Source organism: Streptomyces sp. NPDC091682, from assembly GCF_044756625.1.
GTDB lineage: Bacteria > Actinomycetota > Actinomycetes > Streptomycetales > Streptomycetaceae > Streptomyces.
In genome coordinates this window covers 222248-248613 of record NZ_JBIVTH010000001.1, presented here as the reverse complement: position 1 = coordinate 248613, position 26366 = coordinate 222248, and the positions used below count along the sequence as shown (strand labels likewise).

Below are 26366 nucleotides of genomic sequence, written 5' to 3'. Positions count from 1 at the left end.
TGGTGGTGAACCAGACTTCCTCATCGGACGCCCCGGAACAACATCGATAGCCGATGCGGCACCGCGCCACGGAGCCCCGCCACGGACCATCGTCCGGGGCGGGGCTCCGCTCCGTCGTACGCCGCCGGGCCGGCGGCGGTGCTACCGGCGCCGCATGTCCGCCACCCGGGCCCGTTCGCGTTCACCCGGGTCCGACAGCGGCGACGCGCTGCGCAGCTGGGCCGTCGGGCCGCCGCGACGTTGGACCGGCAGGGGGGACTCCCGGCGGGGGCGGCGGGCGCCCATGCCGTCCACGCCGCCGGAGGCGACGGGGCCGCCGGCCACGGTGATCTGCACGCCCTGGTCCGCCAGCGCCTGCAGCTCCGTACCCGCCCGGTCGTCGTGCGGCGGCGGCTCGTCGGTCACCAGCCGCGTCATCACGTCGGTGGGCACCGTCTGGAACATGGTGTCGGTACCGAGCTTCGTGTGGTCGGCCAGCACCACCACTTCCGCCGCCGCCTGCACCAGCGCCCGGTCCACGCTGGCGGACAGCATGTTGGACGTGGAGAGCCCGCGCTCGGCGGTCAGACCGCTGCCCGACAGGAAGGCCCGCGAGACCCGCAGCCCCTGGAGGGACTGTTCGGCTCCGCTGCCCACGAGGGCGTAGTTGGACCCGCGCAGGGTGCCGCCGGTCATGACCACCTCCACCCGGTTCGCGTGGGCCAGGGCCTGGGCGACGAGCAGCGAGTTGGTCACGACGGTCAGTCCGGGCACCCGGGCGAGCCGACGGGCCAGCTCCTGGGTCGTGGTGCCCGCGCCGACGACGACGGCCTCGCCCTCTTCGACGAGGGAGGCCGCGACATCGGCAATGGCGGTCTTCTCCGCCGTCGCGAGATGGGACTTTTGCGGAAAGCCGGACTCCCGCGTGAAACCGCCCGGCAAGACCGCACCGCCGTGTCGGCGGTCGAGGAGTCCTTCTGCCTCCAGTGCCCGCACGTCCCGCCGTACGGTCACTTCGGAGGTCTGGACGACGCGGGCGAGCTCCCGGAGCGACACCGCTCCGTTGGCCCGCACCATTTCGAGGATCAATTGGCGACGTTCTGCAGCGAACACGAAACTGACAGTAACGCCAACGACCGTCTGCTTTCAGCTCTTTGCGCCGGAATACCGAAGTTGTCCATAAGGCGGGGCGACTAGTGGTATACGCGGCCCGAGAGTTGGGTGAACTTCTCGCCACGAAACCGCACCCCGCCCCAAACCCCTTACGGTGTGCGGCGGTTAGCGGGGCTCACGCCTCGCCGGCGGCCTTCCGCGTGTGCAACTGACGGGCCACCTCGGCGATCGAGCCCGACAGCGAGGGGTACACGGTGAACGCTTTTGCGATCTGCTCGACCGTCAGGTTGTTGTCGACGGCGATCGAGATGGGGTGGATCAGCTCGCTCGCGCGCGGGGAGACGACCACGCCGCCGACGACGATGCCGGTGCCCGGACGGCAGAACAGCTTCACGAAGCCGTCCCGGATGCCCTGCATCTTGGCGCGCGGGTTGCGCAGCAGCGGGAGCTTCACCACGCGGGCGTCGATCTTGCCGGCGTCCACGTCCGCCTGGGTGTAGCCGACGGTGGCGATCTCGGGGTCGGTGAAGACGTTCGAGGAGACCGTCTTGAGGTTCAGCGGGGCCACCGCGTCACCGAGGAAGTGGTACATCGCGATGCGGCCCTGCATCGCCGCGACCGACGCGAGCGCGAAGACGCCCGTGACGTCACCGGCGGCGTACACGCCGGGCGCGGAGGTGCGCGAGACCTTGTCGGTCCAGATGTGCCCGGAATCCTTGAGGCGGACCCCGGACTCCTCCAGGTTCATGTTCTTGGTGTTGGGGATCGCGCCGACCGCCATCAGGCAGTGCGTACCGGTCAGCACGCGGCCGTCGGACAGGGTGACCTCGACCCGGTCGCCCACCCGCTTGGCGGATTCGGCGCGCGAGCGCCCGACGACGTTCATGCCGCGGCGCCGGAAGACGTCCTCCAGCACGGCGGCGGCGTCCGGGTCCTCGCCGGGCAGCACGCGGTCGCGGGAGGACACGAGGGTCACCCGGGAGCCGAGGGCCTGGTACGCGCCGGCGAACTCGGCGCCGGTCACACCGGAGCCGACCACGATGAGCTCCTCGGGGAGCTCGTCGAGGTCGTAGACCTGGGTCCAGTTCAGGATCCGCTCGCCGTCGGGCATCGCGTCGGGAATCTCGCGCGGGGTGCCGCCGGTCGCGATCAGGACGGCGTCCGCGGTCAGGATCGTCTCGGTCCCGTCGGCGGCGGTGACGATGACGTCCCGGGTGCCGTCGATGCCCTGCGGCCCGCCGAGCTTGCCGCGGCCGCGCACCACGCGGGCGCCGGCCCGGGTGACGGAAGCGGTGATGTCGTGCGACTGGGCGAGCGCGAGGCGCTTGACGCGCCGGTTCACCTTGCCGAGGTCCACGCCGACGACGCGCGCGGCCTGCTCGATGTGCGGGGTGTCGTCCGCGACGACGATGCCGAGCTCCTCGTACGAGGAGTCGAAGGTCGTCATCACCTCGGCGGTCGCGATCAGAGTCTTGGAGGGTACGCAGTCGGTCAGGACCGAGGCCCCGCCCAGACCGTCGCAGTCGACGACGGTCACCTCCGCGCCTAGCTGGGCCCCCACCAGGGCTGCCTCATACCCGCCGGGTCCGCCGCCGATGATCACGATCCGGGTCACGAAAAGTCCGCCTCACGTCTACCCGGCCGGCTGCCGCCCCGGCCGGTGTTCCGGGGGGTCTCCCCGGGGGATGCATTCCGTGCTCCATTGTCCCGCACGCTTCACGGTGCTTCGCGCCCGGTCCCTCTCCCCGACTCCGTCCGGGGGTACCCGCCGGGCACGCGTGCACCGGCACCCCTCCCGTACTCTCGACTCCATGTCGCTCTACGCCGCGTACGCCGGCAACCTCGACCCGCGGCTGATGACGCGCCGCGCTCCGCATTCGCCGCTGCGCGGCACGGGCTGGATCAACGACTGGCGGCTGACCTTCGGCGGCGAACAGATGGGCTGGGAGGGCGCTCTCGCCACCATCGTCGAAGCCCCCCGCCAGCAGGTCTTCGTCGCCCTGTACGACATCGCGCCGCTGGACGAGGACTCGATGGACCGCTGGGAGGGTGTCGGGCTCGACATCTACCGGCGGATGCGGGTGCGCGTGCACACGCTGGACGGCGAGGAGGCGGCCTGGGTGTACGTCCTGAACGGCTACGAGGGCGGTCTGCCCTCGGCCCGCTACCTGGGCGAGATCGCGGATGCCGCCGAGTCCGCGGGCGCCCCCCACGACTACGTGATGGAAATCCGCAAGCGCCCCTGCTGACCCCCTGCGGGGCCGCTCGCCCGATTCCGCCCCGCCCGGCGCAGGACCGGGGCTCCGCCCCGCCGCCCCGGCCCCACCTGCACTCAAGGCGCAGGGCCCGGGGCGGGTCGCACCCGCCCCGGGCCTCGCCGGCGCACGGGGCGCGGGTCCCGGGGCGAGCCCCGCCGCTCCAGCCCCGCCGGCGCTCAAGGCCTGGGGCCGGGGCGAGCCCCTCGGTTCCAGCCTCGCCGGCGTTTGAGGCGCGGGGTTCGGGGCGGAGCCCCACAGCTCCAGCCCCGCCGGCGTTTGAGGCGCGGGGCCCGGGGCAGAGCCCCACAGCTCCAGCCCCGCCGGCGCTCGAGGCGCCGGGCCCGGGGCGAGCCCCACACTCAGCCCCGCCGGCGTTTGAGGCGCGGGGTTCGGGGCGGAGCCCCGTTCTTTCGGCCCCGCCGGCTGCGGCGCCGTAGCCGCCCCGCACGGCCCGCCACCCCCACGGGGACGTTTGGGCGGAAACGACAAGGCAACGATCCGAACACCGTGAGCTGTGCCATCTACGCGCGTAGCCGGAAAGCGGTTACGCTCGTCCGCGTGAACGCATCTGTTACCGACCCCTTCGCCGCCGCCGACGCCGCAGCCGCCCGCCTGCGTGAGCTGACCGGCGTGGACACCCACGATGTCGCCCTCGTCATGGGCTCCGGATGGGCCCCCGCCGCAGAGGCGCTCGGCGCCCCCGAGGCCGAGTTCCTCGTCACCGAGCTGCCCGGCTTCCCGCCCGCCGCCGTCGAGGGCCACGGCGGCAAGGTCCGCTCGTACAAGATCGGCGACAAGCGCGCGCTGGTCTTCCTCGGCCGGACCCACTACTACGAGGGCCGCGGCGTCGCCGCCGTCGCCCACGGCGTGCGCACCGCCGTCGCCGCCGGCTGCAAGACCGTCGTGCTGACCAACGGCTGCGGCGGTCTGCGCGAGGGCATGAAGCCCGGCCAGCCCGTCCTGATCAGCGACCACCTCAACCTGACGGCCACCTCGCCGATCGTCGGCGCGAACTTCGTCGACCTCACCGACCTGTACTCGCCGCGCCTGCGCGCGATGTGCAAGGAGATCGACGCGAGCCTCGAAGAGGGCGTCTACGTCCAGTTCCCCGGCCCGCACTACGAGACCCCGGCCGAGATCAACATGATCCGCGTCATGGGCGCAGACCTGGTCGGCATGTCCACCGTCCTGGAGGCCATCGCCGCCCGTGAGGCCGGCGCCGAGGTGCTCGGCATCTCCCTGGTCACCAACCTGGCGGCGGGCCTGTCCGGCGAGCCGCTGAACCACGAAGAGGTCCTCCAGGCCGGCCGCGACTCGGCCGCCCGCATGGGCACGCTGCTGACGCAGGTCCTCGCCCGCATCTGATCGACGTACGAGAGCTAAGGCGGAAGCAGTGCAGGAACAGGCACAGGCACAGGACGACCTGATCACCCGGGCGCAGGCCTGGCTGGCCGAGGACCCGGACCCGGAGACGGCCGCGGAACTGGCCGCGCTCATCGGGGCCGGCGACACCGCGGAGCTCGCGGACCGTTTCTCGGGCACCCTGCAGTTCGGCACCGCCGGACTGCGCGGTGAGATCGGCGCCGGCCCGATGCGGATGAACCGCGGCGTGGTCATCCGGGCCGCGGCCGGCCTCGCGGCCTACCTGAAGGCCCAGGGGCACGACGGCGGCCTGGTCGTCGTCGGCTACGACGCCCGCTACAAGTCCGCGGACTTCGCCCGCGACACCGCGGCCGTCATGACCGGTGCCGGGCTGCGCGCGGCCCTCCTGCCCCGCCCGCTGCCGACGCCCGTCCTCGCGTACGCGATAAGGCACCTCGGCGCCGTCGCCGGCGTCGAGGTGACCGCGAGCCACAACCCGCCCCGGGACAACGGCTACAAGGTCTACCTCGGCGACGGCTCGCAGATCGTCTCCCCGGCCGACACCGAGATCGCGGCGCAGATCGCGGCGGTCGAGAAGCTGGCCGACGTACCGCGCCCGGAGTCCGGCTGGCAGGAGCTCGGCGACGAGGTCCTGGAGGCCTACCTGCACCGCACGGACGCCGTCCTGACCCCCGGCTCCCCCCGGGGCGTGCGGACCGTCTACACGGCCATGCACGGCGTCGGCAAGGACGTCGTCATGGCGGCCTTCGCCCGGCACGGCTTCCCGGAGCCGGTGCTCGTCGCCGAGCAGGCCGAGCCCGACCCGGCCTTCCCGACCGTGGCGTTCCCGAACCCGGAGGAGCCGGGCGCGATGGACCTGGCCTTCGCGAAGGCCGCCGAGGTCCAGCCCGACATCGTGATCGCCAACGACCCCGACGCGGACCGCTGCGCCGTGGCCGTGCCCACCGCGGACGGCTGGCGGATGCTGCGCGGCGACGAGGTCGGCGCGCTGCTGGCGGCCCACCTGGTCCACAAGGGTGCCCGCGGCGTCTTCGCCGAGTCCATCGTCTCCTCCAGCCTCCTGGGCCGGATCGCGGAGGCGGCGGGCGTCGGCTACGAGGAGACCCTCACCGGCTTCAAGTGGATCGCCCGCGTCGAGAGCCTGCGCTACGGGTACGAGGAGGCGCTCGGTTACTGCGTGGACCCCGAGGGCGTCCGCGACAAGGACGGCGTGACCGCCGCCCTGCTGGTGGCCGAGCTGGCCTCGGTGCTCAAGGAGCAGGGCCGCACCCTGACCGACCTGCTCGACGACCTGGCGATGGCCCACGGCCTGCACGCCACGGACCAGCTGTCGGTGCGCGTCTCGGACCTGTCGATCATCGCCGACGCGATGGCGGCGCTGCGCGCGCAGCCGCCGGTGTCCCTCGCCGGTCTGCAGGTGGTCTCGGCGGAGGACCTGTCCAAGGGCACGGAGAGCCTCCCGCCCACGGACGGCCTGCGCTACTACCTGGACGGCGCGTACAAGGCCCGGGTCATCGCCCGCCCGTCGGGCACCGAGCCCAAGCTGAAGTGCTACCTGGAGGTCGTGGTCCCGGTGGCCGAGGCCGCCGACCTGGCTGCGGCCCGCGTCCGCGGCCAGGAGGTCCTGGACGCGATCAAGAAGGACCTCTCCGCGGCCATGGGCATCTGATCCCGTCGGGGCGCCCCGCGCGCCCCGGCCCCGGGGGCCTCACCGGCCCCGCGCCGCCGTGCCGGACTCCGTCCGTCGGGCACGCGGCCGGAGCCCCGACCCCCTGACCGGCCCGGTCCCGCCCCGTCCGGCGGGACCGGGCCTCTTACTTGCTCCCCCCTCGGCCCCTTGAGCTCCGGCTCGGGGGCCTCACCGTCCCCGGGAGCCTGCGAACGGCTACCCGTCACCACGGCGCCTGCCGGCCTTCGCCCTGGCGCAGTGCCCGGCTCGCGACGTACAGGAACGGCGCGGCCGCCTGGAGCAGCGCCCCGGGCATGTGCTGGTCGATGTACGCCAGCACCGGATCGAACAAGGCCCAAGAATGTTCGTGGGGGTGGCCCGCGAAGTATGTGCACACGTCCCCGTGCCCCATGGCGTCGCTCGTACCACAGTTCCTGAGGACTTCCACGGCGAACGGGGGCTCTCCACTGCGCCAAGAGGTCCAGACGGCGCTGTCTTCGCCGTCCATGTCCAGGACCAGGTCATGGTGGCGCCCACGGTGCGGTGCGAGGGTGCACCGGAGGGTCGGATCGATCAGGTCGAGACCCTCCCGGCCGTCGTCGGCAACCTGCACCGCGGCGAATGCCAGAGCCCTGGGCAGCTCACCGGTCACCCCGCAGACGTGCCGCATCTCGCCGTCAGGCACGGTCATCACGCTCATCGCCCGGGCCATCGGCAAAACCATCCGACGCGCTCGGAGCCGTAAGTATCCGCAGCCGACGCTCGTAGCCCTCGCCGAAGAGCCGGCGGGCACGGTCGTGCTCGTCCGAGCAGACGACGGCCAAGGCCGCCACCAGCTGTTCCAGCGAAGTGAAGCGTTCAGGTGGAGTCATGACGACCCCGCCCCTGACCGCACGTTCGTACCTGTCCATCAGACCTCCGGCATCCGGTCGTCGATGGACTCAGACTGCTCCTTGCGCTGGGACGTATCTCCCCATATCCGGAGCCAGTTGGACCGTTCCGCGCTATGTTCCGAAGAACGCCCAGACGTCCCGTGGAGGAGCCTTGAACACGGCCTTGAGTTCGACTATGGCCGATGCTGGTGTGAGGCCACATCAACTGGCTGACCGCATCGGGGTATCCGGGAAAACCGTGACCCGCTGGTTAGCCGATCCGGAGCTGGTACCGCATGCTCGGAACCGTGCAGATGTGGCGCGGGCGTTGGGAGTTGAAGAGCGCATGATCTGGCCCGAGGCAGTGACCGGCCGCATGAAGGTGGGGCAGGACAGGGAACTCGTCCACTCATACCCGTACCGTTCCGCGTGCCCCTCCACGGTGTGGGCGAAGCTCGCCGCCGAAACGACTGCCGACATGCTGCTGTCCGGGTACACGAACTACTTCTTCTGGACCATGATCCCTGACTTTTCCGGGATCATCCGGAAGAAGGTCGCGAGCGGCTGTCGGGTTCGTTTCCTGTTGGGCGATCCGAGCGGGGAGACCACCCGTCGGCGCGAGGCCATCGAGGGCGCGGCCCTCACCGTCTCCACTCGCATCCGTATGACTCTGGAACAACTGGATCGGCTCGGCCCCCTGGACGGCCTGGAAGTGCGGGTCAGCGCCCCGGAGGACGCCACGAACCATGTGGGGCTCAGCGTTTTCCTGTTCGACTCCGACGCTCTCGTCACACCTCACCTCGCTCGTGTCATCGGGCATGACTCGCCCATGTTCCACCTGCGCCGACGCGGCGAGGAGGGCATGTTCGACCGGTTCGCCGGCCATGCCGAGGAGTTGTGGGAGCGGGGTACACCGTACGCGTCGTAACCGTCCGTCGCGTGGTCGGACACGGGTGGCGCCGCGACGTCGGCGCACGCCACGGCCCACGACGGTGCGGCGCGCACGCCGGTCGGAGGCCGGCGCCACACCCGCCCGAACCGACCGGAACCTGCGGCGCGTCAGGAAGGAGTGGGCGTCGGGCGGACCAGTTCGCCCAGCGTCGGCACCGATTCCGGCCGCGAGCGGACCGCTTCCGTGCACTCCCACGCCCGCGGCGGATCCACGTCCGGCCCGCCCAGGATCACCGGGCCCGGGGTCGCCTTCAGCGCCTCGCTGCCCGCGAGCGTGCACACGATCTGCGAGAGCGCCACCGGCGGCAGGTCCTCCGGCTTGCGACTCAGTCGCACCGTGCCCGCCGGGTCGTCCGCCCTCGGCAGTCCCGCCGACAGCCCGAGCGGGACCTCGCTCGTGAAGCCGGCGTCGCGCTCCTCCGTGCTCGGCGTCCGCTCCAGCGCTTCCAGCAGCGCCTGTGCGACCAGCGCCAGGGGGTCCCGTACGGGCTTCTTCTCGGGCACCGGAACCACTCGCTCCACACCCACCAGTTGCGATCCGCAGACCAGTTCCACGGTGGCCCGGAAGCCCTGCACCCCGCTCGGCTGCTCCTGCGTGTCGCACGACACGCGCGACGGTGCCGGGCCCACGTCCACGGGCACGGTCGTCGCCCGGATCCCACAGGCCGACGTGGCGAGCAGGGCCACCGCGACGAACGGGACCAGCACCACCGGTACCGTCGGCAGAACCGGCAGCGCCCTACGCATCCTCGTCACCCGCGATCACCTTTCCCACGTCCACCGGTAGCCGCAGCGTGAACAGCGCCCCGCCGCCCGCCACGTTGGCGGCCGTGATGTCGCCGCCGTGGATGTGCGCGTTCTCCACGGCGATCGACAGGCCGAGCCCGCTGCCGTCCGACTTCGGCCGCGACGCGCTCGCCTTGTAGAAGCGGTCGAAGACGTGCGGCAGGACCTCCTCGGGGATGCCCGGACCGTTGTCCTGCACCGCGATCACCAGCCACTCCCCCTCCACCGTCACCGACACCCGTACCGGCGAGCCGCCGTGCTTGAGGGCGTTGCCGATCAGGTTGGCGAGGATGACGTCGAGGCGGCGCGGGTCGAGGCGGACCACGATGCCCCGCTCGGCGTCGAGTTCGACCGCGTCGAGCCAGGCCCGGGCGTCGATGCAGGCCGTGACCTGGTCGGCGACGTCCACGTCGTCCAGCACCAACTTGGCCGTACCCGCGTCGAAGCGGGTGACCTCCATCAGGTTCTCCACCAGGATGTTCAGCCGCCGGGTCTCGCTGACCACCAGTGCCACCGCCGGTGCGATCATCGGATCGAGGTCTTCGACCTCTTCCTCCAGCACCTCGGCGACCGCCGTCAGCGCCGTCAGCGGCGTCCGCAGTTCGTGCGACATGTCCGCGACGAACCGTCGGCTGGCCTCCTCCCGCGCGCTCATGTCGGCGACCTTCTTCTCCAGCGCCTCGGCCGTCTTGTTGAAGGTGTGCGACAGGTCGGCGAGTTCGTCCGTGCCCGACACGTCGAGGCGGTGGTCCAGCTCGCCCTCGCCGAGCCGCCGCGCCGCGTCCCCGAGCCGTTGCACGGGCTTGAGCACGGTGCGGGCCGCGGCCTGCGCCAGCAGGGCTGAGCCGAGCAGCGCGAGACCGGTGGCGATGGTCAACGACCAGCCGAGCGCGTTCAGGTCGTCCCGCTCCTGCGCCAGGGACTTGTACATGTAGCCGGTGAGCCCGCCGCCGACGATCCGCGTCCCGCCGATCAGGTACGGATTGCCGTTCGGCTTCGTCCGCTGCCAGTACACGTGGTATTCGGAGTCGTTCGCGGCGGTGGTCTTCTGCCGGTCGTTCACCGCGTTCTGCAGGGACTTCGGTACGTTGGCCAGCCCGAAGGAGTCGGGCCCCGCCGCGCCGAAGACCTGCCGGTTGTCCTTGCCCACCTGCACCAGCAGCACGCTGTAACCGGGGCTGCTGCCCGCCATCAGTTCGGCGGTGCGCTGCAGCTCCTCGGCGGTGGGGTCGGCGGGCAGGGCGGCGGCACGGTTCTGCATCTCCTGCCGGAAGTCGCCGAGTGCCGCGTCCTGGACGCGGGTGAGGACGGCCTCGCGGTTGAGCCAGTAGGCGATGCCGGAGGCCGAGACCGCGGCCGTGAGCGCGACCAGGCTGAACACCATGAGGAGCCGCAGCCGCAGGCTGGTCCAGCGTCGGCCCGCGAGCAACGCCCGGATCACTGTGGGGAGTCCAGGCGGTAGCCGACGCCCCGGACGGTACGGATCAGGGTGGGCGAGGACGGCACGTCCTCGACCTTGGCGCGCAGCCGCTGCACGCAGGCGTCGACGAGCCGCGAGTCACCGAGGTAGTCGTGCTCCCAGACCAGCCGCAGCAACTGCTGGCGCGAGAGCGCCTGGCCGGGCCGGCGGCTCAGTTCGAGCAGCAGCCTCAGTTCGGTCGGCGTGAGCTGCAGGTCCTCGCCGTTCTTCGTCACGGTCATGGCGGCCCGGTCGATGACCAGGGAGCCGAAGCTCGCCGAGTCGCTCGACTCGCGCTCGCCGCGGCGCAGTACGGCCCGGATCCGGGCGTCGAGGACCCGGCCCTGGACGGGCTTGACCACGTAGTCGTCGGCTCCGGACTCCAGGCCGACGACCACGTCGATGTCATCGCTGCGCGCGGTGAGCAGGATGATCGGCAGCTGGTCGGTGCGGCGGATCCGCCGGCACACCTCGAAGCCGTCGATTCCGGGCAGCATCACGTCCAGCACGATCAGATCCGGCCGCTGCTCGCGCAGCAGTTTCAGGCCGTCCTCGCCCGTCGCCGCAGTGGCCACACGGTGGCCCTGGCGAGACAGGGAGAGTTCGAGGGCCGTGCGGATGGCGTCGTCGTCCTCGATCAGCAACAGGAAAGGCACGGGCTCATTCTGTCCCATCGGCCGTCGGGAGTTCGACCGTCGCGCGACGTGATCCTGTCGGGGTCCTGTCAGAAGTCGCTGTGACACGGCTGTGACAGTCGACGGACACCGCGGTTAAGTCGGCCGGGCAATCTTTTCATCAACGCACGACGGACCGAAGCAGAGACACTCCACGACGGGGGGCGCGAGATGAACACGCTGCACAGCACCACGACCAGCGCGGTCGTCACGCGGCTGCACGATGTGAACCGCCGGGCGGGTGTCCGTACGGTTGCGGTCGCCCGTCCCCGGCCGGCCCACGTCGTAGCCATTGACGCACACCAGTACCAGGCGGTTCCCGCCGCCGAGCAGACTCCTTCCTCCATCTCGGAGGCGGAGTTCACGGCGTACGTCCAGGAGCGGCGCGCCGCCCTGTACGCGACGGCCTTCCACCTCACCGGCGACCGGTACGAGGCCGAGGACCTGCTGCAGAGCGCGCTCTTCTCCACCTACCGCGCCTGGGACCGGATCAGTGACAAGGCGGCCGTCGGCGGCTACCTGCGCCGCACCATGACGAACCTGCACATCAGCGCGTGGCGTCGGCGGAAGCTGAACGAGTACCCGACGGAGGAGCTGCCGGAGACGGCCTCCGACACGGACGCGATGCGCGGTACGGAGCTGCGCGCGGTGCTGTGGCAGGCCCTGACCCGGATCCCGGAGCCGCAGCGCACCATGCTGGTGCTCCGCTACTACGAGGGCCGCACGGACCCGGAGATCGCGGAGATCCTCGGCATCAGCGTCGGCACCGTGAAGTCGAGCATCTGGCGCTCGCTGCGCCGCCTGCGGGAGGACGAGGCGCTCAGCTTCGGCCGTGACGAGGCGGAGTCCTTCGAGGAGCTCGTCGCGTAACGCGGCGCACACAAAAAGCCATCGGGCCAGGGGCCCGTCCTACGGGGGTGGGGCGGGGGTCGCGGGGGGAAAAGGCGGGATCAAGCGGACGGGGGTCCGCTTGATCTCGCCTTTTCGCACGTCCGGTGCGTCCGCGGGCCGCACGGACGACCGGGTCACAGGCGCTTGGCGCTGCGCAGGGCGGCGGCGTAGTAGCCGTTGCCGTCGAGGCGGGAGGCGCCGCCCTTGTCACCGATGGTGGGGCCGTTGGCTTCTTCACGGCTCGATATGAAGATCTTGTGCCCGTCGGTGTCGTTGCCGAGGTACATGCCGGTGTGGTCCAGACGGTCGCCGGTGCGCCCGTCGAGCTTGAAGAACACCAGGTCGCCCGGCTGGAGGACGTCGATGGAGGCCGGCCGGTCCTGCGGGCCGACGCCCTTGAGGGGCAGGACGTCCACGCCGGTCTTCGAGCGGGCCATTCCGTTGGCGGTGCGCGGCAGTCCGTTGCCGCCGGTGTCGGAGGCCATGAGGGGGAAGCGGGCGCGGTAGCCGAAGACGGTGCGGATGAAGCCGGAGCAGTCCAGGGACCGGTGCTTGGCCTTTTCGGGCGCTTGCGTGGTGCCGTTGCGAAAGGTGTACGGGATGCCGAGGTAGTCGTAGAAGTCCGACTGCTCCAGGCGGAGGTCGTTGCCCTCGGAGCCCTTCGGGTTGAGCGGCCCGAAGGACGCGTCGCCCGCGTACTGGACGCCGGCCGCGTCCTTCTTGACCGGCGCCTGGTCCCCGTACTGGAAGGCGAAGGCGAACAGGTCGTCCTCCTCGCTCCCGTAGTACTTCTTGAACCAGTCCTGGAACCACTGCTCGCGCTCCGCGCCGCTGCGCCAGCTCTCCGGCAGCAGGCGGACCCAGTTGTCGGTGACGACGCGGGTCTTGGTGGTGGCCGGCTCGGTGAAGGTACGGCTCTTGCCGGTGAGCGAGGCGGTGCGCGCGCCGTCCGTGAAGGTGGCGAGGACGGCGCCGTCGGCGCCGCGCAGGACGGAGCGCTCCGGGTTCTTCAACCGCTCCCACTTCTGGGCGCCCTCCTGGGCGCCGCCCTGCTGCGCCCGGTCGGTGACGCGCAGCACCGCGGGGGCCTTGGCCTGCTCCTCCTTGCGCAGCTCGTAGGTGAAGTACGCGCTGCCGGCCAGCAGGATCCCCACGACGGCGGCGTGCAGGACGGGGTGGGTGCGGCGGGCGGGCTTGGCGGTCATCGGTGTGCTCCGGGCGGTGCGGGTGGTGCGGGTGGTCGGGCTGGCGTCGGTCAGGCGTGCGGCATGAAGCCGAGCAGGATGCCCGAGGTCAGGACGACGTACGTCATGAGGGTCGCGGAGCCGGTGGCGAGCAGCGTGGCGCCCTTGGGCTGGCGGACGAGCTGGTAGGCGATCAGTCCGGGGACGATGAAGCCCAGGGTCTGGTTCGCGTACAGCAGGGGGAACTTCATCTGGAGCACGATCACCACCGTGGCCTGGAGGAGCACCCCGATGAGGACGACGGCCGCGAACAGGCGCTTGCCGTAGAGGATGACGAACTTCTGGGTGACGAGGGTGAGCGCGTACGTCAGGGCGGTGATGCCGACGACGAGCGCGGCGCGCTGCAGGTCCTCGATGAGGGTGAGCGCGAGCCAGCCGGGGGTGATCATGCCGCCGGGCGAGAGGTTCGTCGTCAGGTAGCACAGCAGGGAGAAGAGCAGGCCCAGCGCGATGCCGATCGCGGCGATCTCGGGGGTGAGGACTGCGGGGATCAACGGGGGTCTCCTGGGCTCTGCCACTGCTGGTTCGGGTGGGGCTCGTACGGGTGGGGCTCGTACGGGCGGGGCGGCCAGGGCTCCCCGTACTGCTGCTGCGGGTGGGGGTCCTGGTGCCACTGCCCGTCCGGCTGCGGCGGGTGGACGTACTGCCGTGGCACGGGGGGCTGCACGAACCGGGCTTCCTGGGCGGCGCTGAGGTCGGCGTACGGGTCGAGGTGCGGTACGTACAGCGGTGCCACGGGGGCGGTCCGCCGGGGTACGGGGGGCTCGCGGTCCGGGTCCGCCGCGAAGGGCTCCTCCGGGTCGGGCTCGTCCTCGAAGCCGGGGAGTTCCGCCAGGTGTTCCAGGAGGATCTCGCCCTGGCCGTGGATGTTGCCGATGGCGACCAGGGAGGAGGTCTCGCCCAGGTGGTCGAGCAGTTCGTTCATGAACTCCTCGCCGTCGCGCTGGTCGCCGCCGAGGTCGACGGCGCGCCCGCGCCACTCGGCCGGGATCGCGTCGATGGCGCTCTTGGCCGGGTGCCCGATCACGAAGACCTTGTCGGGCATCAGGTCCGGGACGATCGCGCCCATCTGGCCGTTGCGCTCGACGCGGTCCGGGCGGCAGTTGATGACGACGTTCAGGGGGCGGTCGACGGCGCCGAGGTCGAGGAGCTGGTTGATGTTCATCAGCGTCGACTCGGGGTCGTTCGCGGCGAAGACGTTGGCGAAGCGCACCCGCTTGCCGCCGGGGGCCACGTACCGCTCGACGGAGAGCACGCCGGGGTCCGGCGGCGCGTCGTACATCCCCTGGAGGGCGGTTTCGCGGTCGACGCCGAGGAGCTCGGCGACGGTGAGCGCGATGGCGACGTTCTCCTTGAAGGTGAACCAGCTGAAGCCGCGCAGCTCGTCGTCGCTGACCGTGTCGGGGTCGGCGTAGACGAGCGTGCAGTTGCGCGCGTCGGCCTCCTCCTGGAGGACGTGGAAGCGCTCCTTCTCGGCGGTGACGCAGATTCCGCCGTGCGGCATCGAGCGCGACAGGGAGCGCGCGATGTCGTCGAGGGTGGGTCCCATCTCGGCGACGTGGTCCTCGCGGACGTTGCACAGGACGCCGATGGTCGACTGGATCAGCTTCGACTGGTTGATCTCCTGGAGTGCGGGCATGACCGCCATGCACTCCATGACCAGTGCGTGCGGCCGGTAGGCGGCGGCGCGCCGGACGATGCCGATCTGTTCGACGACGTTGGCGATGCCGAACTTCCGGTAGACGGGCTCTTCGGTGGCGTCCGGGTGGATGAAGCGGGCCGCGGTGCCGGTGGTCTTGGCGACCGTCAGCAGCCCGCCGCCGCGCAGGGCTCCCGCGCACAGCCGGGTGATGGAGCTCTTGCCGCGGATGCCGTTGACCAGCACCCGGTTCGGTATCTGCGCGAGGTTGGCGTAGTGCCGGCGCTGCTCGACGACGCCCGCGACGAGCATGACCAGGCAGCAGAAGAGCAGCACGCAGTAGAGGAAGAGCACGGGGGATCAGTTCCTTCCGGCCGGGGCGGCACGGCCGGGCGTCCGGCCGGTGGCGGCGCCGGCGGCGTCCCGCTTGCGCTGCTCCAGCAGCTGCAGGCGGATGACTTCGAGGCTGCGGGTGACGGCGCCGACCTCGTCGTGGTGGGTCGGATAGACGACGGTGCGGCGGTCGCCGTCGGCCAGGGCCTCCGCGCGCCGGGCGAGGTCGCGCAGGGGCCGCACCACGATGATGTGGATCCAACCGAGGCAGGCCACGGCGCCCGTGAGACCGAGCAATCCGGCCAGGACGGTGCGGTTCTGGGTGGTGTACGCGGGAATCTCCAGGCCCTTGGCCGGCTGCCAGGTGACGACGGTCCAGTTCAGGGGCTGGGCCACGCCGCCGCCGGTCATCGGCGCCGCGGCGGCGATGGAGACGCCGCCGTCGCGGAGCAGGGTGCTCTTGGCGCGCGGGCCCTTGTCCGTCTTCTCGTCGGCGGCGCTCTTCGCGTCCGCGCCGCTCTTGTCGTTGGCGGAGTGCACCAGGGCGTCGAGCTTGGTGTCCGGCAGCGACGTGAAGGCCCGGTAGCCGTTGTTGCCGCCGATCACCCGGCGCTCCGCGTCGACGACGCGGACCTCGCCCAGGCCGGGCCGCTTGAGCAGGGCGTTGAGGAAGTCGATGCGCAGTTCGCCGACGACGGCGCCGGCCAGGCCGGGAGCCTCGGCGTACTCGGTGATGACGGGCCGGTTGCCGCTGTCGACCAGGGTGACGGGCTGCTTCGCGGGGCCCTTGCCGGCGGGGTGGTGGGGCGGGCCGCCGGCGCGGGCCAGGACGGTGCCGTCGGCGTTCAGGACGTAGAGGGATTCGTAGCGTCCGTGCTGGTTGCGGGTGCGTTCCAGCAGCTTGGTCAGCTCGGCCGGGGTGGTCTTCTCGCCGATGACGGAGGCGACGGAGGTGAGGTCGGCGTGCCCTTCGTTGAGGGCGCGGCGTACTCGGTCGGCCAGGGTGTCGGTGCGTTCGCGCTGGTCCTCGACGATCGTCTTGGGTACGGCGACGGAGGCGCCCGCGCGATTGAGCGTCAGCAGGAGCGGCGCCGACCACACCAGGAGCAGGATCCCGCACACCCCGAGGAGGGCGCGGGTCCCGATCCGGGCGCGGCGGCCCCTGCGGGGGCCCTCGGTACGGGCCACGGGCGCGCCGAGGAGCTGCCGGCGCAGCCGGTCGAGAGCGGCGCCGATGCGGGCGGCCTCGCCGTACTTCGGCACGGTGACCGGCCGGTACAGGTCGCCGCGGCCGATCCGGCGGCTCTCCAGGAACAGCCGGAGCAGCGGGCGCTGCACGGTGGTCACGAGCAGGGCCACGGCCAGTGCGCCCAGCACCAGCAGGGCGGCGGAGGCGGCGATCCAGAAGAAGGAGTCGACGGCGGCGGAGCGTTCCTCAGCGACGCCGACGAAGGAGACGACGGTGAGGCCGAGTGCGGTGGCGTCGGTGCCCACGCCGGCTTGCGAACCGGTGAGCTTCGCGTAGCCGGCCACGGAGCGGCGACCGTCCTTGGAGTCCCCGAGCAGGCTGCCGCTGATGCCCGCGAAGCCGCCGGAGCCGGGCTCCTTGGCCTGGAGCGGGTGCTGCCCGGCCTTCTGGGCGACGGTCTTCGCGAACTTCCCGAGCTGCTTCTTCTCCTGGGCGGAACCGCCGATGCCGTCGCTGCCGAGGACCTGGCCGGAGGAGTCGAGGACGGCGACGGCCCGGGACCGGCCCAGGCTGATGCCCGGGACCTTCAGGCTGCTGGAGGCGACCAGGAGCTGCTGGGGGCGGTCAGGCCAGGACAGCAGGGCGAGGGTGAGCAGGCGGGTCTCGCCGTTCTCCAGCCGGACCATGCGGGGGGCGAGGCCGGACTCCCCGTCGAGCGCGGTCAGGTCGAGGGCGGTCAGCGGGAGGTTCTCGCCGCGCTGCGCCTCCAGACGGCCCGACTTGATCTCGATCACGGCGGTGCCGCGCCACTTCTGGTAGACGCTGCCGAGCTTGTCGAGCACGGAGTCGGGCGAGACCGGTTCGCCGGAGCTGAACAGGGAGGAGGTCCTGCCGATGTCCGTGATGCTCTCGTCCAGGGAGGCGCGCAGGGCGATGGCGCCGTCCTCCGCGAAGTACTGCTGGGAGGTGAGGACGGCCGGCGGTACGGGCTCCCGGCCCACGTGCCCGAGTTGGAACGCGGTGAGGGCGGCGAGGGCCAGCAGCAGGGCGGACAGGGCGGCGATGGGCGGACGGATGCCGCCCAGCAGCGACATGTCGGCCCGCAGGCGGGTCCCATGCCGCCGCTTCGGTCGCGACGCGGCCAACGCGGGCTCCTCTTCGTTCTGTCCTGGAGCCGGTGCGGCCTAGGGAGTGTGATGATCTGGGCTTGCGGGGCGCGCGGGACCTGCCGCGCGGGCCCCGGTGCGTCCGGTCAGCGCGGGCCGGTCCGTCGGCGGGGCCCGATGGTGGGCGAGCCGGGACGAGGAACGGAGGGACGAGAAGCGGAGGGCATCACTCCGTTATTTTCGTACGACTATGAACGCTCCACCGACCAGGCGAATAACGATTGCGGCTCTGTGCGGCGCTTTCATCGCCCTTTGTGCCGTTTTGACTCTTTGGGTGGAGCGCCCGGAAAGTGCGCCGCCGACCCGTCCGGCCGGTCCCTCTCCACAGCGCTCGGCCGACATCGACCTGGAGCAGCGGATCGCCCGCTTCACCGCCGGCTTCAGCGAGCGCGGCGGCTACCGCACCCCCACGGACCAGGAACGACTCGCGTTCACCAGGGCCTTTGCCCACCTGCTCGACGGCGATCCGGAAGCCGCCCGGACCGGCTTCGCCGAGATCGACTTCACCCTCCGCACCGTCACGGACGCCGCCGGCGGACGCCGGTACGCCGAAGTGGCGGACGGGGTGAGTGAATCGGGCCACACCAGCCGCGGCTGGGGCCGGGTGTACGTCGATCTCGACCGGCCCGCACACTGGTCGGTCCAGGTCCCCCACCCCGTCGCCGACGCCCGCACCGAACTCCTGGGGGCGCGGGTGCTGCGCGGCGCACCCGGCGGGGTGCTGGTGCTCGCGGGCGCCCACCGCGATGCGGGCGAGGACGGGGCGGCGGACGTGGCACACCGTGACGACTCGGTCTTCCACGGCGTGGTGGCGGAGCTGGCACGGCGGAACCTGCCGGGGGTCCAGCTGCACGGCTTCGCCGACGATTCGTTCCGCGGACGCGACGCGGTGGTCTCCACGGGCGCCGGCGACAGCGCCGTGGCGGACGCGGAACAGCTGACCGCCGCGCTGCGGCGCGACGGGCTGGAGGTCTGCACGGCGTACTCCGCGCGCTGCAAGCTCGCCGGCCGGGAGAACGAACAGGGCCGGACCGCCGCCGACCGGCAGTCCCGCTTCCTCCACGTCGAGCTGAACAAGACGCTCCGCGGCGACGACCGCGGCCTCGACCGGGCCGCGGCCGCGCTCAGCACCCTGACGGAGCGCTGGTCCCGCCGGTGAGCGAGACGCCCCCTACGCCGGGGCCGCCGCACGGTGGCGGCCCGCCGCAGCCGCCGCCAGGCGGCCAAGAGCCTCGTCGCCCGCGCAGGCGTGCGCGCCCAGCGCGACGTGGCGGGCCACGATGCCGCGTTCGGCGCGCATCAGCCGCAGGCCCCTGCGCAGCAGGAACGGCACCGACTTGCGGCCCTCCCGCAGGTCACGGACCAGCCGGCGACGGAAGGTCGTGGAGGGGCGCCCCCGCAGGCAGATGGCGTCCGCGAGGAGGCCGAGCTGCTGGCAGCGGGCGACCACGTCGGCGGCGAAGATGCCCTCCGCGATGAACAGCGGAGTGCGGGCGATGTCGAGGGTTTCGGTGCCCGTGCGGGAGCTCGTCGCGATGTCGTAGACGGGAACGTCGGTCCGCCCCGCCGCACACAGGTCGGCGATCGCGGCGACCGCCGCGTCCGCGTCCCAGGACTGCGGGGAGTCCCAGTCGATGTCGGAGCTGCCGTCGACGAGCGGCAGGGTGGGGTCGACGGCCTCCTTGTAGAAGTCGTCGAGGCGCAGCACGGGCAGCCCTGAGCGGGCGGCCAGCGAGGATTTTCCGGAGCCCGACGGACCGGTCAGCAGGACGACGCGGGTCGGTGAAGTAGAGGGGGAGCTCACGGGACACCAGTCTGAACCATTCCCCCGGGTAGGGGATCCTCCCGGTGACCGGTTGGTGTCCAGGAACACACCTCAACTACGCTGCGTGCGCACGCGACCACGACCTCAGGCGGGATCTCCATGGCACGTCACGCAGCCCCTTCCCTTCCGAACCGGCTCCGCACCGCCGGACTGACCGTCTCGATGGCCGGCGCGGCCCTGGCGATGGCGGCGGGCGGCGCCCAGGCCGGCGAGCTCGACCTCCCGGCCGCCGTGGCCGGGGTCACCGACCCGATCGCGAACCTCAAGGTGAACCCGCTCGCCCACACCGGCGTGGACCCGCTGGACAACGGCGTCGCCACGAAGGTCGCCGACTTCCCGTCCGTCGGGACCGGCATGGTCACCGGCATCCTGACCCAGGGGCCCTCGGTGGGCGAGCTGCCCGCGGCGACGGTCTCGTCCCTCCTGGGCCCCCTCGCCCCCCGCTGAGGTCCCACCACGCCTGGAGCCGGCACACGCCCCCGGCGAGTGAGCCGAAGGCGGCGCGCCGGCGAAGGCGGGCGAGCGCCCGGAGGAACCGTGAGGAACGAACGGTTTCGAGGACGCACGCACGCCTGGAGCCGGCAGAAGCGCCGCCGGAGGCGAACCGAGCCCGAAAGAAGGAGGCCCCGGCAGCGCGGGGGACGCTGCCGGGGCCGGTCTCGTACAACGGGGCCTGCCCCGGGAGGACTAGTAGGACGAGCCGCCCGCGCCCAGCGACCCGGTCGGGTGCCAGACGGTCTTGGTCTCCAGGAACGCCGTCATCCGGGAGGTGCCCGGGTCGGCGCTCCAGTCGTCCACAGGCTGTGGACGCAGGACGCGCTTGAGGTTGTCGGCCGCCGCGATCTCCAGCTCCTTGGCCAGCGCCGCATCGGCTCCGGCCAGGTCGATCGCGTTGACGTCCTGGTGGGACGCAAGGTGCGGGCCCATCTCGCCGGCCTTGCCGGACAGGATGTTGACCACGCCGCCGGGCAGGTCGGAGGTGGCGAGCACCTCGCCCAGGGACAGGGCCGGCAGCGGGGACTTCTCGCTGGCGATGACGACGACGGTGTTGCCCGTCGCGATCACCGGGGCGATCACCGAGACCAGGCCCAGGAAGGACGACTCCTGCGGGGCCACGACCGTGACCACACCGGTCGGCTCCGGGGTGGAGAGGTTGAAGAACGGGCCCGCGACCGGGTTGGCCCCGCCCACGATCTGGCCGATCTTGTCGGTCCAGCCCGCGTACCAGACCCAGCGGTCGATCGCCGCGTCGACGACCGCGCCGGCCTTCGACTTCGACAGGCCCTCGGCCTCGCCGACCTCGCGGACGAACTGCTCGCGGCGGCCCTCCAGCATCTCGGCGATGCGGTAGAGGATCTGCCCGCGGTTGTACGCGGTCGCGCCGGACCAGCCGCCGAAGGCCTTGCGGGCCGCGACGACCGCGTCACGCGCGTCCTTGCGGGAGGACAGGGGGGCGTTGGCCAGCCACTTGCCCTTGGAGTCCGTCACTTCGTACACCCGGCCGCTCTCGGAGCGGGGGAACTTGCCCCCGACGTACAGCTTGTAGGTCTTGAAGACGTTCAGACGGGTCGACTCAGACATCGAGGTAGCCCTCCAGGCCGTGGCGGCCGCCCTCGCGGCCGAAGCCCGACTCCTTGTAGCCGCCGAAGGGCGAGGTCGGGTCGAACTTGTTGAACGTGTTGGCCCAGACGACTCCGGCGCGCAGCTGGTTCGCGACCGCGAGGATGCGCGAGCCCTTCTCCGTCCAGATGCCGGCGGACAGGCCGTACTGGCTGTTGTTGGCCTTGGCGACGGCCTCGTCGGGCGTGCGGAAGGTCAGCACGGACAGCACCGGGCCGAAGATCTCGTCACGGGCCACGGTGTGTGCCTGGGTGACGTTCGTGAAGAGCGTCGGGGCGAACCAGTAGCCGGAGGACGGCAGCTCGCACGCCGGGGACCAGCGCTCGGCGCCCTCGGCCTCGCCGGTCTCCGCGAGCGCGGTGATCCGGGCGAGCTGCTCGGCGGAGTTGATCGCGCCGATGTCGGTGTTCTTGTCGAGCGGGTCGCCCAGGCGCAGCGTGGAGAGGCGGCGCTTGAGGGAGTCCAGCAGCTCGTCGTGGATCGACTCCTGGACCAGCAGACGGGAGCCCGCGCAGCAGACCTGGCCCTGGTTGAAGAAGATGCCGTTGACGATGCCCTCGACGGCCTGGTCGATGGGGGCGTCGTCGAAGACGATGTTGGCGCCCTTGCCGCCCAGCTCCAGGGTGACCTTCTTGTCGGTGCCGGCGACGTGGCGGGCGATCTTCTTGCCCACTGCGGTCGAGCCGGTGAAGGCGACCTTGTTGACGTCCGGGTGCTCGACGAGGGCCGCGCCCGCGTCGCCGTAGCCGGTGAGGATGTTGACGACGCCCTTGGGCAGGCCCGCCTGACGGCAGATGTCCGCGAAGAACAGTGCGGACAGGGGGGTCGTCTCGGCGGGCTTCAGCACGACCGTGTTGCCGGTGGCGAGCGCCGGGGCGATCTTCCAGGCCAGCATCAGCAGCGGGAAGTTCCACGGGATGACCTGGCCGGCCACGCCGAGGGGGCGCGGGTTCGGGCCGTAGCCCGCGTGGTCGAGCTTGTCGGCCCAGCCCGCGTAGTAGAAGAAGTGCGCGGCGACCAGGGGGAGGTCCGCGTCGCGGGTCTCCTTGATCGGCTTGCCGTTGTCCAGGGTCTCCAGGACGGCGAGCTCGCGGCTGCGCTCCTGGATGATCCGGGCGATGCGGAAGAGGTACTTGGCGCGCTCGGAGCCCGGCAGCGCGGACCAGGAGGCGAAGGCCTTGCGGGCGGCCTTGACGGCGCGGTCCACGTCGGCGGCGCCCGCCTGGGCGACCTCGGCGAGGACCTCCTCGCTGCTCGGCGAGACGGTCTTGAAGACCTTGCCGTCGGCGGCGTCGGTGAACTCACCGTCGATGAAGAGCCCGTAGGAGGGGGCGATGTCGACGACCGAGCGGGACTCGGGAGCCGGTGCGTACTCGAATGCAGATGCCATGGTGATCAGTCCACCGTCACGTAGTCGGGACCGGAGTAACGGCCGGTGCTCAGCTTCTGGCGCTGCATCAACAGGTCGTTGAGCAGGCTGGAGGCGCCGAAGCGGAACCAGTGGTTGCTCAGCCAGTCCTCGCCCGCGGTCTCGTTGACCAGGACCAGGAACTTGATCGCGTCCTTGGTGGTGCGGATGCCGCCGGCCGGCTTCACGCCGATCTGGATTCCAGTCTGCGCGCGGAAGTCGCGTACGGCTTCGAGCATGAGCAGGGTGTTCGCCGGAGTGGCGTTGACCCCGACCTTGCCGGTCGACGTCTTGATGAAGTCGGCGCCCGCCAGCATGCCGATCCAGGAGGCGCGGCGGATGTTGTCGTAGGTCGACAGCTCGCCGGTCTCGAAGATGACCTTCAGGCGCGCGGCGCTGCCGTCCTCGCGGACGCAGGCCTCCTTGACGGCCTTGATCAGCTCGTACGTCTCCAGGTAGCGGCCGGCGAGGAAGGCGCCACGGTCGATGACCATGTCGATCTCGTCGGCGCCGGCGGTGACGGCGTCACGGGTGTCCGCGAGCTTGACGGGCAGGGCGGCACGGCCGGCCGGGAAGGCGGTCGCGACGGAGGCGATCTTGACGTCGGCGCCGTTCAGCGCGGCCTTCGCCGTGGCCACCATGTCGGGGTAGACGCAGACGGCGGCCGTCATCGGAGTCGTACGGTCGGTCGGATCGGGATTGACGGCCTTGGCGGAGAGCGCCCGGACCTTGCCCGGGGTGTCCGCGCCTTCCAGCGTCGTCAGGTCGATCATCGAAATGGCCAGGTCGATGGCGTACGCCTTGGCCGTCGTCTTGATCGAACGGGTGCCGAGGGAGGCCGCGCGGGCCTCCAGGCCGACAGCGTCGACGCCGGGCAGCCCGTGCAGGAAGCGGCGCAGCGCACTGTCGGACGTCGTCACGTCAGCGAATGCGGTGAGGGTGGTGGGCATGGTCACCAGATGAGCATATCTACGCGCGTAGCGACCTGTCACCCCCGCCCCTGGATCCGCGACGGAATCGACACCTCCACTCTCTGTTACGAGGCGATGACAGGAGCAGGATCTTCCGCACGCACAAGATCCGTAACTTTGTTCTCAGCAGCCCGCCAGACACTCATCCGGCTCTCACCGAAAGAGAAAACCGCGGCATGCGACTCTCCTCCACCCTTCCCGAACAACGCTTCAAGGAGTCGTTATGCGTACCGTCCTCCGTGCCTCCATCTCCACCGCCGTCCTCGCCGGTGCCCTCCTCGCCCCGATCGCGGGCACTGCGTACGCGGCCACCGCCCCGCAGGCCGCACCCGCCGCGCCCACCGCGGGCCACGGCTACGGAGCGGACACGCAGATCGACGTCGCCCCCGGGTTCACCGCGGTGGTGCGCCACACTGCCGGCGGCCCGGAGGTCGAGATCCTCGCCGTCGGTTCGGAGGACCCGAACACCTTCCCGACCCGCAGCCTCGGGGTGCTCACCCCGGGCGGGCCGGCCATCTCGGCCAACGGGCTGGAGCTGAAGCTGGTCAAGAGCGGCAAGGGCCACGTCCTGACCGCGACCAAGGACGGTTCGACCAAGTCGTGGACGCTGCCCGAGGACGAGCCCAGCACGGACTGCCAGGTCGGCCCGATCGGGCAGGACATCGGCGCGGGGATGTATGCCGAGCTGTTCATCTCCGAGCAGGGCCCGAAGGTGCTGCTCTTCGAGGCCGCCGACCGCGGCCGCAACTTCGACGAACTGAACCGCAGCCACCCCTCGGTGTCCGCCGGCTTCATCGCCCGGATCGTGAACCCGAGCGGTGCCAAGCCCGTCTTCGAGTGGAAGACGCAGGGCGGCAACGACGTGCTCGGCCAGGTCGCGTTCCCCGCGCTCCCCAAGGGGTGCAAGCCGAGCTACCCGACCACCAACGACAGGCCCACCTCGTGCGTCTCCAAGGTCAAGCAGGTCGACCTCGGCGCCGGCCTGCAGGCCGACCTGACCATGTCCTCCATGGGCCCCAAGGCCGTCATGCACGGTAGCGACCCCGCCGGCACCTGGAACCAGACCCTCACCCGCTCCAACCCCAAGGGTTCGCCGGACTACTTCTCCCGCATCAACAACCCGAGCGGCGCCAAGCCCGTCTTCGAATGGAAGACCCAGGGCGGCGACAACGTCCCGTCCGGCTTCGAGAACTTCCCCGCGCTCCCCAAGGGCTGCACCCTCGACTACAAGGTCACGGAGGAGACCCCGGCCCCGAAGCCCGAGCCCTCCACCGCGAAGCCGGTGACCGCCACGAACGTCTCCGCCCAGACCGTGGGCCAGACCACCGTCGTCCCCCAGGGTTCCGTCGCCGCGGGCGCCGAGATCGCGTCCGAGGACACCGACAACAGCACCACCGTCGCCGCTGGCGCCGGCCTCCTCGCGGTCTCCGCCGCGCTCGGTGCGACCGTCCTGCGCCGTCGCCGCAGCCACAGCTGACGAACGGCCGCCCCGCGCGGCCCCCGCGTCACCCTTCCCCTCATGGGGGTGTCTCGCCTATCGGGCCGGACACGCCCTCGGCGGGCCACCCTCGGGGTGGCCCGCCGGTCCCCGTTCAGGAGCCCCGCATGTCCCGCGCCGCCCTCCGCGCCACCGCACTGCTCGCCCCGCTCGCCCTCGCCGCCCTGACCGGCTGCGGCGGCGCCCCCGCCGCGGACCCGGCCACGGACCCGGCCCCGCACGTCACCGCTGCCTCCGCCGCTCCGGCCGAAGCCCCGGCCGCCGGCCCGATGACCGCCTCCGAGCCCGTCCGCGTGCGCATCCCCTCGGCCGGGGTGGACGCCTCCCCGATCCTGGGGTTGGGGCTCACCGCCGACGGCGCCGTCGAGGTGCCCTCGGTGGCCGACGCCGACAAGATCGGCTGGTACACCAAGGGCGTCACGCCCGGCCAGACCGGTCCCGCCGTGCTGATCGGCCACTTCGACACCGAGCGCGGCCCGGCCGTGCTCAAGGACGTCTCGCGCGTGCGCACCGGCGAGGAGATCACCGTCTCCCGGGCCGACGGCACCACCGCCGTCTTCCGCGTCCGGGAGCTGGAGCAGGTCGGGAAGAAGGAGTTCCCGACCGCCAAGGTGTACGGGGACACCACCCGCCCCGAGCTGCGCGTCATCACCTGCGGCGGCGAGCTCACCGACGGCCACCGGCCCGACAACATCATCCTGTACGCCGATCTCGTGGGCTGAGGGGGCGTGGGGCAGAATCGACCCCATGAGCAGCCAGCAGCCGACCGACGAACCGGTGTACGCAGACCGGGTCTACCGATCCTCCATGGGCGTCGTCTCGGGGGTACTGCTGCTCGCACTGATCGCCTGGCTCTGCGGCGACGCCGTCCTGCGGGGCTCCGGCAGCACCCCGTGGATCGGACTGGCGGTGGCGCTCACCGCCGTACCGCTGGTCGTCGCGTTCACGATCCGCCCTGCCGTCTTCGCCAACGAGGACCGGTTGCGCGTGCGGAACCCCTTCCGGATCATCGAGCTGCCCTGGGCGGCCGTGGACGCCGTGCGCGCCGGCTACTCGGCCGAGGTGCTGGCCGAGGGATCGAAGTACCAGCTCTGGTCCGTGCCGGTCTCGCTGCGGGAGCGGAAGAAGGCCCACCGGCAGCAGATGCGCCGCAACGCGATCGACCGTCGCGACCCGGGCAGCTCGGGCCAGCCCGCCGCGCGGGCCCGTACCTCCGCCGCCGACTCCGAACCGATGCGGGCCAACGCCGACCGGATCGTCGACGAGCTCCAGGGGTTGGCCGAGCTGAACGCCGCACGGCCGGGCGCGCAGGGCAGCGTGCGCGTGCGCTGGTCGTACGAGATCATCGCGCCCGCCCTGGTCGGCGTGCTGCTCCTGATCGTCCTCATCGCCACGCGCTGACCGGCCGGAACTCCGGGTCCCGGGCCCGTCGGGTGCG

General features: G+C 71.6%; 25 protein-coding genes. 10 read left to right on the top strand and 15 right to left on the bottom strand.

Annotation, left to right across the window (positions count from 1 at the left end):
* Nucleotides 1–141: 141 nt before the first annotated feature.
* Together ACIQK6_RS01195 and ACIQK6_RS01190 are read right to left on the bottom strand one after the other, a co-directional pair.
* Nucleotides 142–1092 carry a DeoR/GlpR family DNA-binding transcription regulator gene (locus ACIQK6_RS01195; protein WP_329099412.1) on the bottom strand — a complete coding sequence of 317 codons (951 nt, stop codon included), beginning with the start codon at nucleotides 1090–1092 and terminating at the stop codon, nucleotides 142–144.
* Between the two features lie 175 nt (nucleotides 1093–1267).
* Complete coding sequence (locus ACIQK6_RS01190; protein WP_329099413.1) at nucleotides 1268–2707, bottom strand: NAD(P)H-quinone dehydrogenase; 1440 nt, start codon at nucleotides 2705–2707, stop codon at nucleotides 1268–1270.
* A 196-nt stretch (nucleotides 2708–2903) separates the two neighbouring features.
* On the opposite strand from ACIQK6_RS01190, the gene ACIQK6_RS01185 reads away from it, so the two are divergent.
* From ACIQK6_RS01185 to ACIQK6_RS01175, 3 genes are all read left to right on the top strand, one after another.
* Nucleotides 2904–3341: a gamma-glutamylcyclotransferase gene (locus ACIQK6_RS01185; RefSeq protein WP_328789036.1), complete on the top strand. Its 438-nt coding sequence runs from the start codon at nucleotides 2904–2906 to the stop codon at nucleotides 3339–3341.
* A gap of 567 nt (nucleotides 3342–3908) precedes the next feature.
* A complete protein-coding gene (locus tag ACIQK6_RS01180; protein ID WP_329099414.1) occupies nucleotides 3909–4715 on the top strand; it encodes a purine-nucleoside phosphorylase in 807 nt (268 codons plus the stop codon).
* Nucleotides 4716–4743: 28 nt separating this feature from the next.
* The gene (locus tag ACIQK6_RS01175; protein WP_402694068.1) at nucleotides 4744–6402 is read left to right on the top strand and encodes a phospho-sugar mutase; all 1659 of its coding nucleotides are present in this window, start codon (nucleotides 4744–4746) and stop codon (nucleotides 6400–6402) included.
* A gap of 223 nt (nucleotides 6403–6625) precedes the next feature.
* Here the strand turns inward: ACIQK6_RS01175 and ACIQK6_RS01170 are convergent, their stop codons facing one another.
* Nucleotides 6626–7093 carry a hypothetical protein gene (locus ACIQK6_RS01170; RefSeq protein ID WP_329099416.1) on the bottom strand — a complete coding sequence of 156 codons (468 nt, stop codon included), beginning with the start codon at nucleotides 7091–7093 and terminating at the stop codon, nucleotides 6626–6628.
* Nucleotides 7080–7313 (bottom strand): hypothetical protein, encoded by a 234-nt coding sequence (locus ACIQK6_RS01165; protein WP_329099417.1) that lies wholly within the window; start codon nucleotides 7311–7313, stop codon nucleotides 7080–7082. Before ACIQK6_RS01165 ends, ACIQK6_RS01170 begins: the two co-directional genes overlap by 14 nt.
* A gap of 133 nt (nucleotides 7314–7446) precedes the next feature.
* Here ACIQK6_RS01165 and ACIQK6_RS01160 point away from each other — a divergent pair, with 133 nt between their 5' ends.
* A complete protein-coding gene (locus ACIQK6_RS01160; RefSeq protein WP_402694067.1) occupies nucleotides 7447–8202 on the top strand; it encodes an XRE family transcriptional regulator in 756 nt (251 codons plus the stop codon).
* A 131-nt stretch (nucleotides 8203–8333) separates the two neighbouring features.
* On the opposite strand, the gene ACIQK6_RS01155 is transcribed toward ACIQK6_RS01160, so the two are convergent.
* Genes ACIQK6_RS01155 through afsQ1 form a run of 3 tightly spaced genes read right to left on the bottom strand, consistent with a single transcriptional unit; the run spans nucleotide 8334 to nucleotide 11126 of the window.
* Nucleotides 8334–8972 (bottom strand): hypothetical protein, encoded by a 639-nt coding sequence (locus ACIQK6_RS01155; RefSeq protein WP_402694272.1) that lies wholly within the window; start codon nucleotides 8970–8972, stop codon nucleotides 8334–8336.
* Nucleotides 8965–10395 (bottom strand): HAMP domain-containing sensor histidine kinase, encoded by a 1431-nt coding sequence (locus tag ACIQK6_RS01150; protein ID WP_329107694.1) that lies wholly within the window; start codon nucleotides 10393–10395, stop codon nucleotides 8965–8967. Before ACIQK6_RS01150 ends, ACIQK6_RS01155 begins: the two co-directional genes overlap by 8 nt.
* A 53-nt stretch (nucleotides 10396–10448) precedes the next feature.
* Complete coding sequence (gene afsQ1 / locus ACIQK6_RS01145; RefSeq protein ID WP_063754818.1) at nucleotides 10449–11126, bottom strand: two-component system response regulator AfsQ1; 678 nt, start codon at nucleotides 11124–11126, stop codon at nucleotides 10449–10451.
* 189 nt (nucleotides 11127–11315) lie between these two features.
* Here afsQ1 and ACIQK6_RS01140 point away from each other — a divergent pair, with 189 nt between their 5' ends.
* A complete protein-coding gene (locus tag ACIQK6_RS01140) occupies nucleotides 11316–12014 on the top strand; it encodes a SigE family RNA polymerase sigma factor (protein ID WP_329099420.1) in 699 nt (232 codons plus the stop codon).
* 155 nt (nucleotides 12015–12169) lie between these two features.
* On the opposite strand, the gene ACIQK6_RS01135 is transcribed toward ACIQK6_RS01140, so the two are convergent.
* From ACIQK6_RS01135 to ACIQK6_RS01120, 4 genes are read right to left on the bottom strand one after another with little or no spacing between them, the layout of a single operon-like run.
* A complete protein-coding gene (locus ACIQK6_RS01135; RefSeq protein WP_329099421.1) occupies nucleotides 12170–13240 on the bottom strand; it encodes an NlpC/P60 family protein in 1071 nt (356 codons plus the stop codon).
* A gap of 50 nt (nucleotides 13241–13290) precedes the next feature.
* Nucleotides 13291–13773 carry a poly-gamma-glutamate biosynthesis protein PgsC/CapC gene (locus ACIQK6_RS01130; protein WP_030009641.1) on the bottom strand — a complete coding sequence of 161 codons (483 nt, stop codon included), beginning with the start codon at nucleotides 13771–13773 and terminating at the stop codon, nucleotides 13291–13293.
* A complete protein-coding gene (gene pgsB, locus ACIQK6_RS01125) occupies nucleotides 13770–15272 on the bottom strand; it encodes a poly-gamma-glutamate synthase PgsB (protein WP_402694066.1) in 1503 nt (500 codons plus the stop codon). Before pgsB ends, ACIQK6_RS01130 begins: the two co-directional genes overlap by 4 nt.
* 6 nt (nucleotides 15273–15278) lie before the next feature.
* Complete coding sequence (locus tag ACIQK6_RS01120; protein WP_402694271.1) at nucleotides 15279–17534, bottom strand: HAMP domain-containing protein; 2256 nt, start codon at nucleotides 17532–17534, stop codon at nucleotides 15279–15281.
* 346 nt (nucleotides 17535–17880) lie between these two features.
* Here ACIQK6_RS01120 and ACIQK6_RS01115 point away from each other — a divergent pair, with 346 nt between their 5' ends.
* Nucleotides 17881–18765 carry a hypothetical protein gene (locus ACIQK6_RS01115; RefSeq protein ID WP_329099424.1) on the top strand — a complete coding sequence of 295 codons (885 nt, stop codon included), beginning with the start codon at nucleotides 17881–17883 and terminating at the stop codon, nucleotides 18763–18765.
* 12 nt (nucleotides 18766–18777) lie between these two features.
* Here the strand turns inward: ACIQK6_RS01115 and ACIQK6_RS01110 are convergent, their stop codons facing one another.
* A complete protein-coding gene (locus tag ACIQK6_RS01110; RefSeq protein ID WP_329099425.1) occupies nucleotides 18778–19479 on the bottom strand; it encodes a uridine kinase in 702 nt (233 codons plus the stop codon).
* 51 nt (nucleotides 19480–19530) lie between these two features.
* Here ACIQK6_RS01110 and ACIQK6_RS01105 point away from each other — a divergent pair, with 51 nt between their 5' ends.
* Complete coding sequence (locus ACIQK6_RS01105; protein WP_329099426.1) at nucleotides 19531–19878, top strand: hypothetical protein; 348 nt, start codon at nucleotides 19531–19533, stop codon at nucleotides 19876–19878.
* Nucleotides 19879–20118: 240 nt separating this feature from the next.
* Here the strand turns inward: ACIQK6_RS01105 and ACIQK6_RS01100 are convergent, their stop codons facing one another.
* From ACIQK6_RS01100 to deoC, 3 genes are read right to left on the bottom strand one after another with little or no spacing between them, the layout of a single operon-like run.
* Nucleotides 20119–21012: an aldehyde dehydrogenase family protein gene (locus tag ACIQK6_RS01100; protein ID WP_329099427.1), complete on the bottom strand. Its 894-nt coding sequence runs from the start codon at nucleotides 21010–21012 to the stop codon at nucleotides 20119–20121.
* Nucleotides 21005–22441, bottom strand: a complete 1437-nt coding sequence (locus tag ACIQK6_RS01095; RefSeq protein WP_030010884.1) for an aldehyde dehydrogenase family protein — start codon at nucleotides 22439–22441, stop codon at nucleotides 21005–21007. Before ACIQK6_RS01095 ends, ACIQK6_RS01100 begins: the two co-directional genes overlap by 8 nt.
* Before the next feature lie 5 nt (nucleotides 22442–22446).
* Entirely contained in the window at nucleotides 22447–23409 is a 963-nt protein-coding gene (deoC, locus tag ACIQK6_RS01090; RefSeq protein WP_329107696.1) for a deoxyribose-phosphate aldolase, read from the bottom strand.
* Between the two features lie 244 nt (nucleotides 23410–23653).
* On the opposite strand from deoC, the gene ACIQK6_RS01085 reads away from it, so the two are divergent.
* From ACIQK6_RS01085 to ACIQK6_RS01075, 3 genes are all read left to right on the top strand, one after another.
* Nucleotides 23654–24907 (top strand): hypothetical protein, encoded by a 1254-nt coding sequence (locus ACIQK6_RS01085; protein ID WP_402694065.1) that lies wholly within the window; start codon nucleotides 23654–23656, stop codon nucleotides 24905–24907.
* 128 nt (nucleotides 24908–25035) lie between these two features.
* On the top strand, nucleotides 25036–25650 hold the full coding sequence (locus ACIQK6_RS01080) for a class F sortase (RefSeq protein WP_329099429.1): 615 nt from the start codon (nucleotides 25036–25038) through the stop codon (nucleotides 25648–25650).
* 25 nt (nucleotides 25651–25675) lie between these two features.
* Nucleotides 25676–26329 carry a PH domain-containing protein gene (locus ACIQK6_RS01075; RefSeq protein ID WP_329099430.1) on the top strand — a complete coding sequence of 218 codons (654 nt, stop codon included), beginning with the start codon at nucleotides 25676–25678 and terminating at the stop codon, nucleotides 26327–26329.
* The last annotated feature ends 37 nt before the right edge of the window (nucleotides 26330–26366 follow it).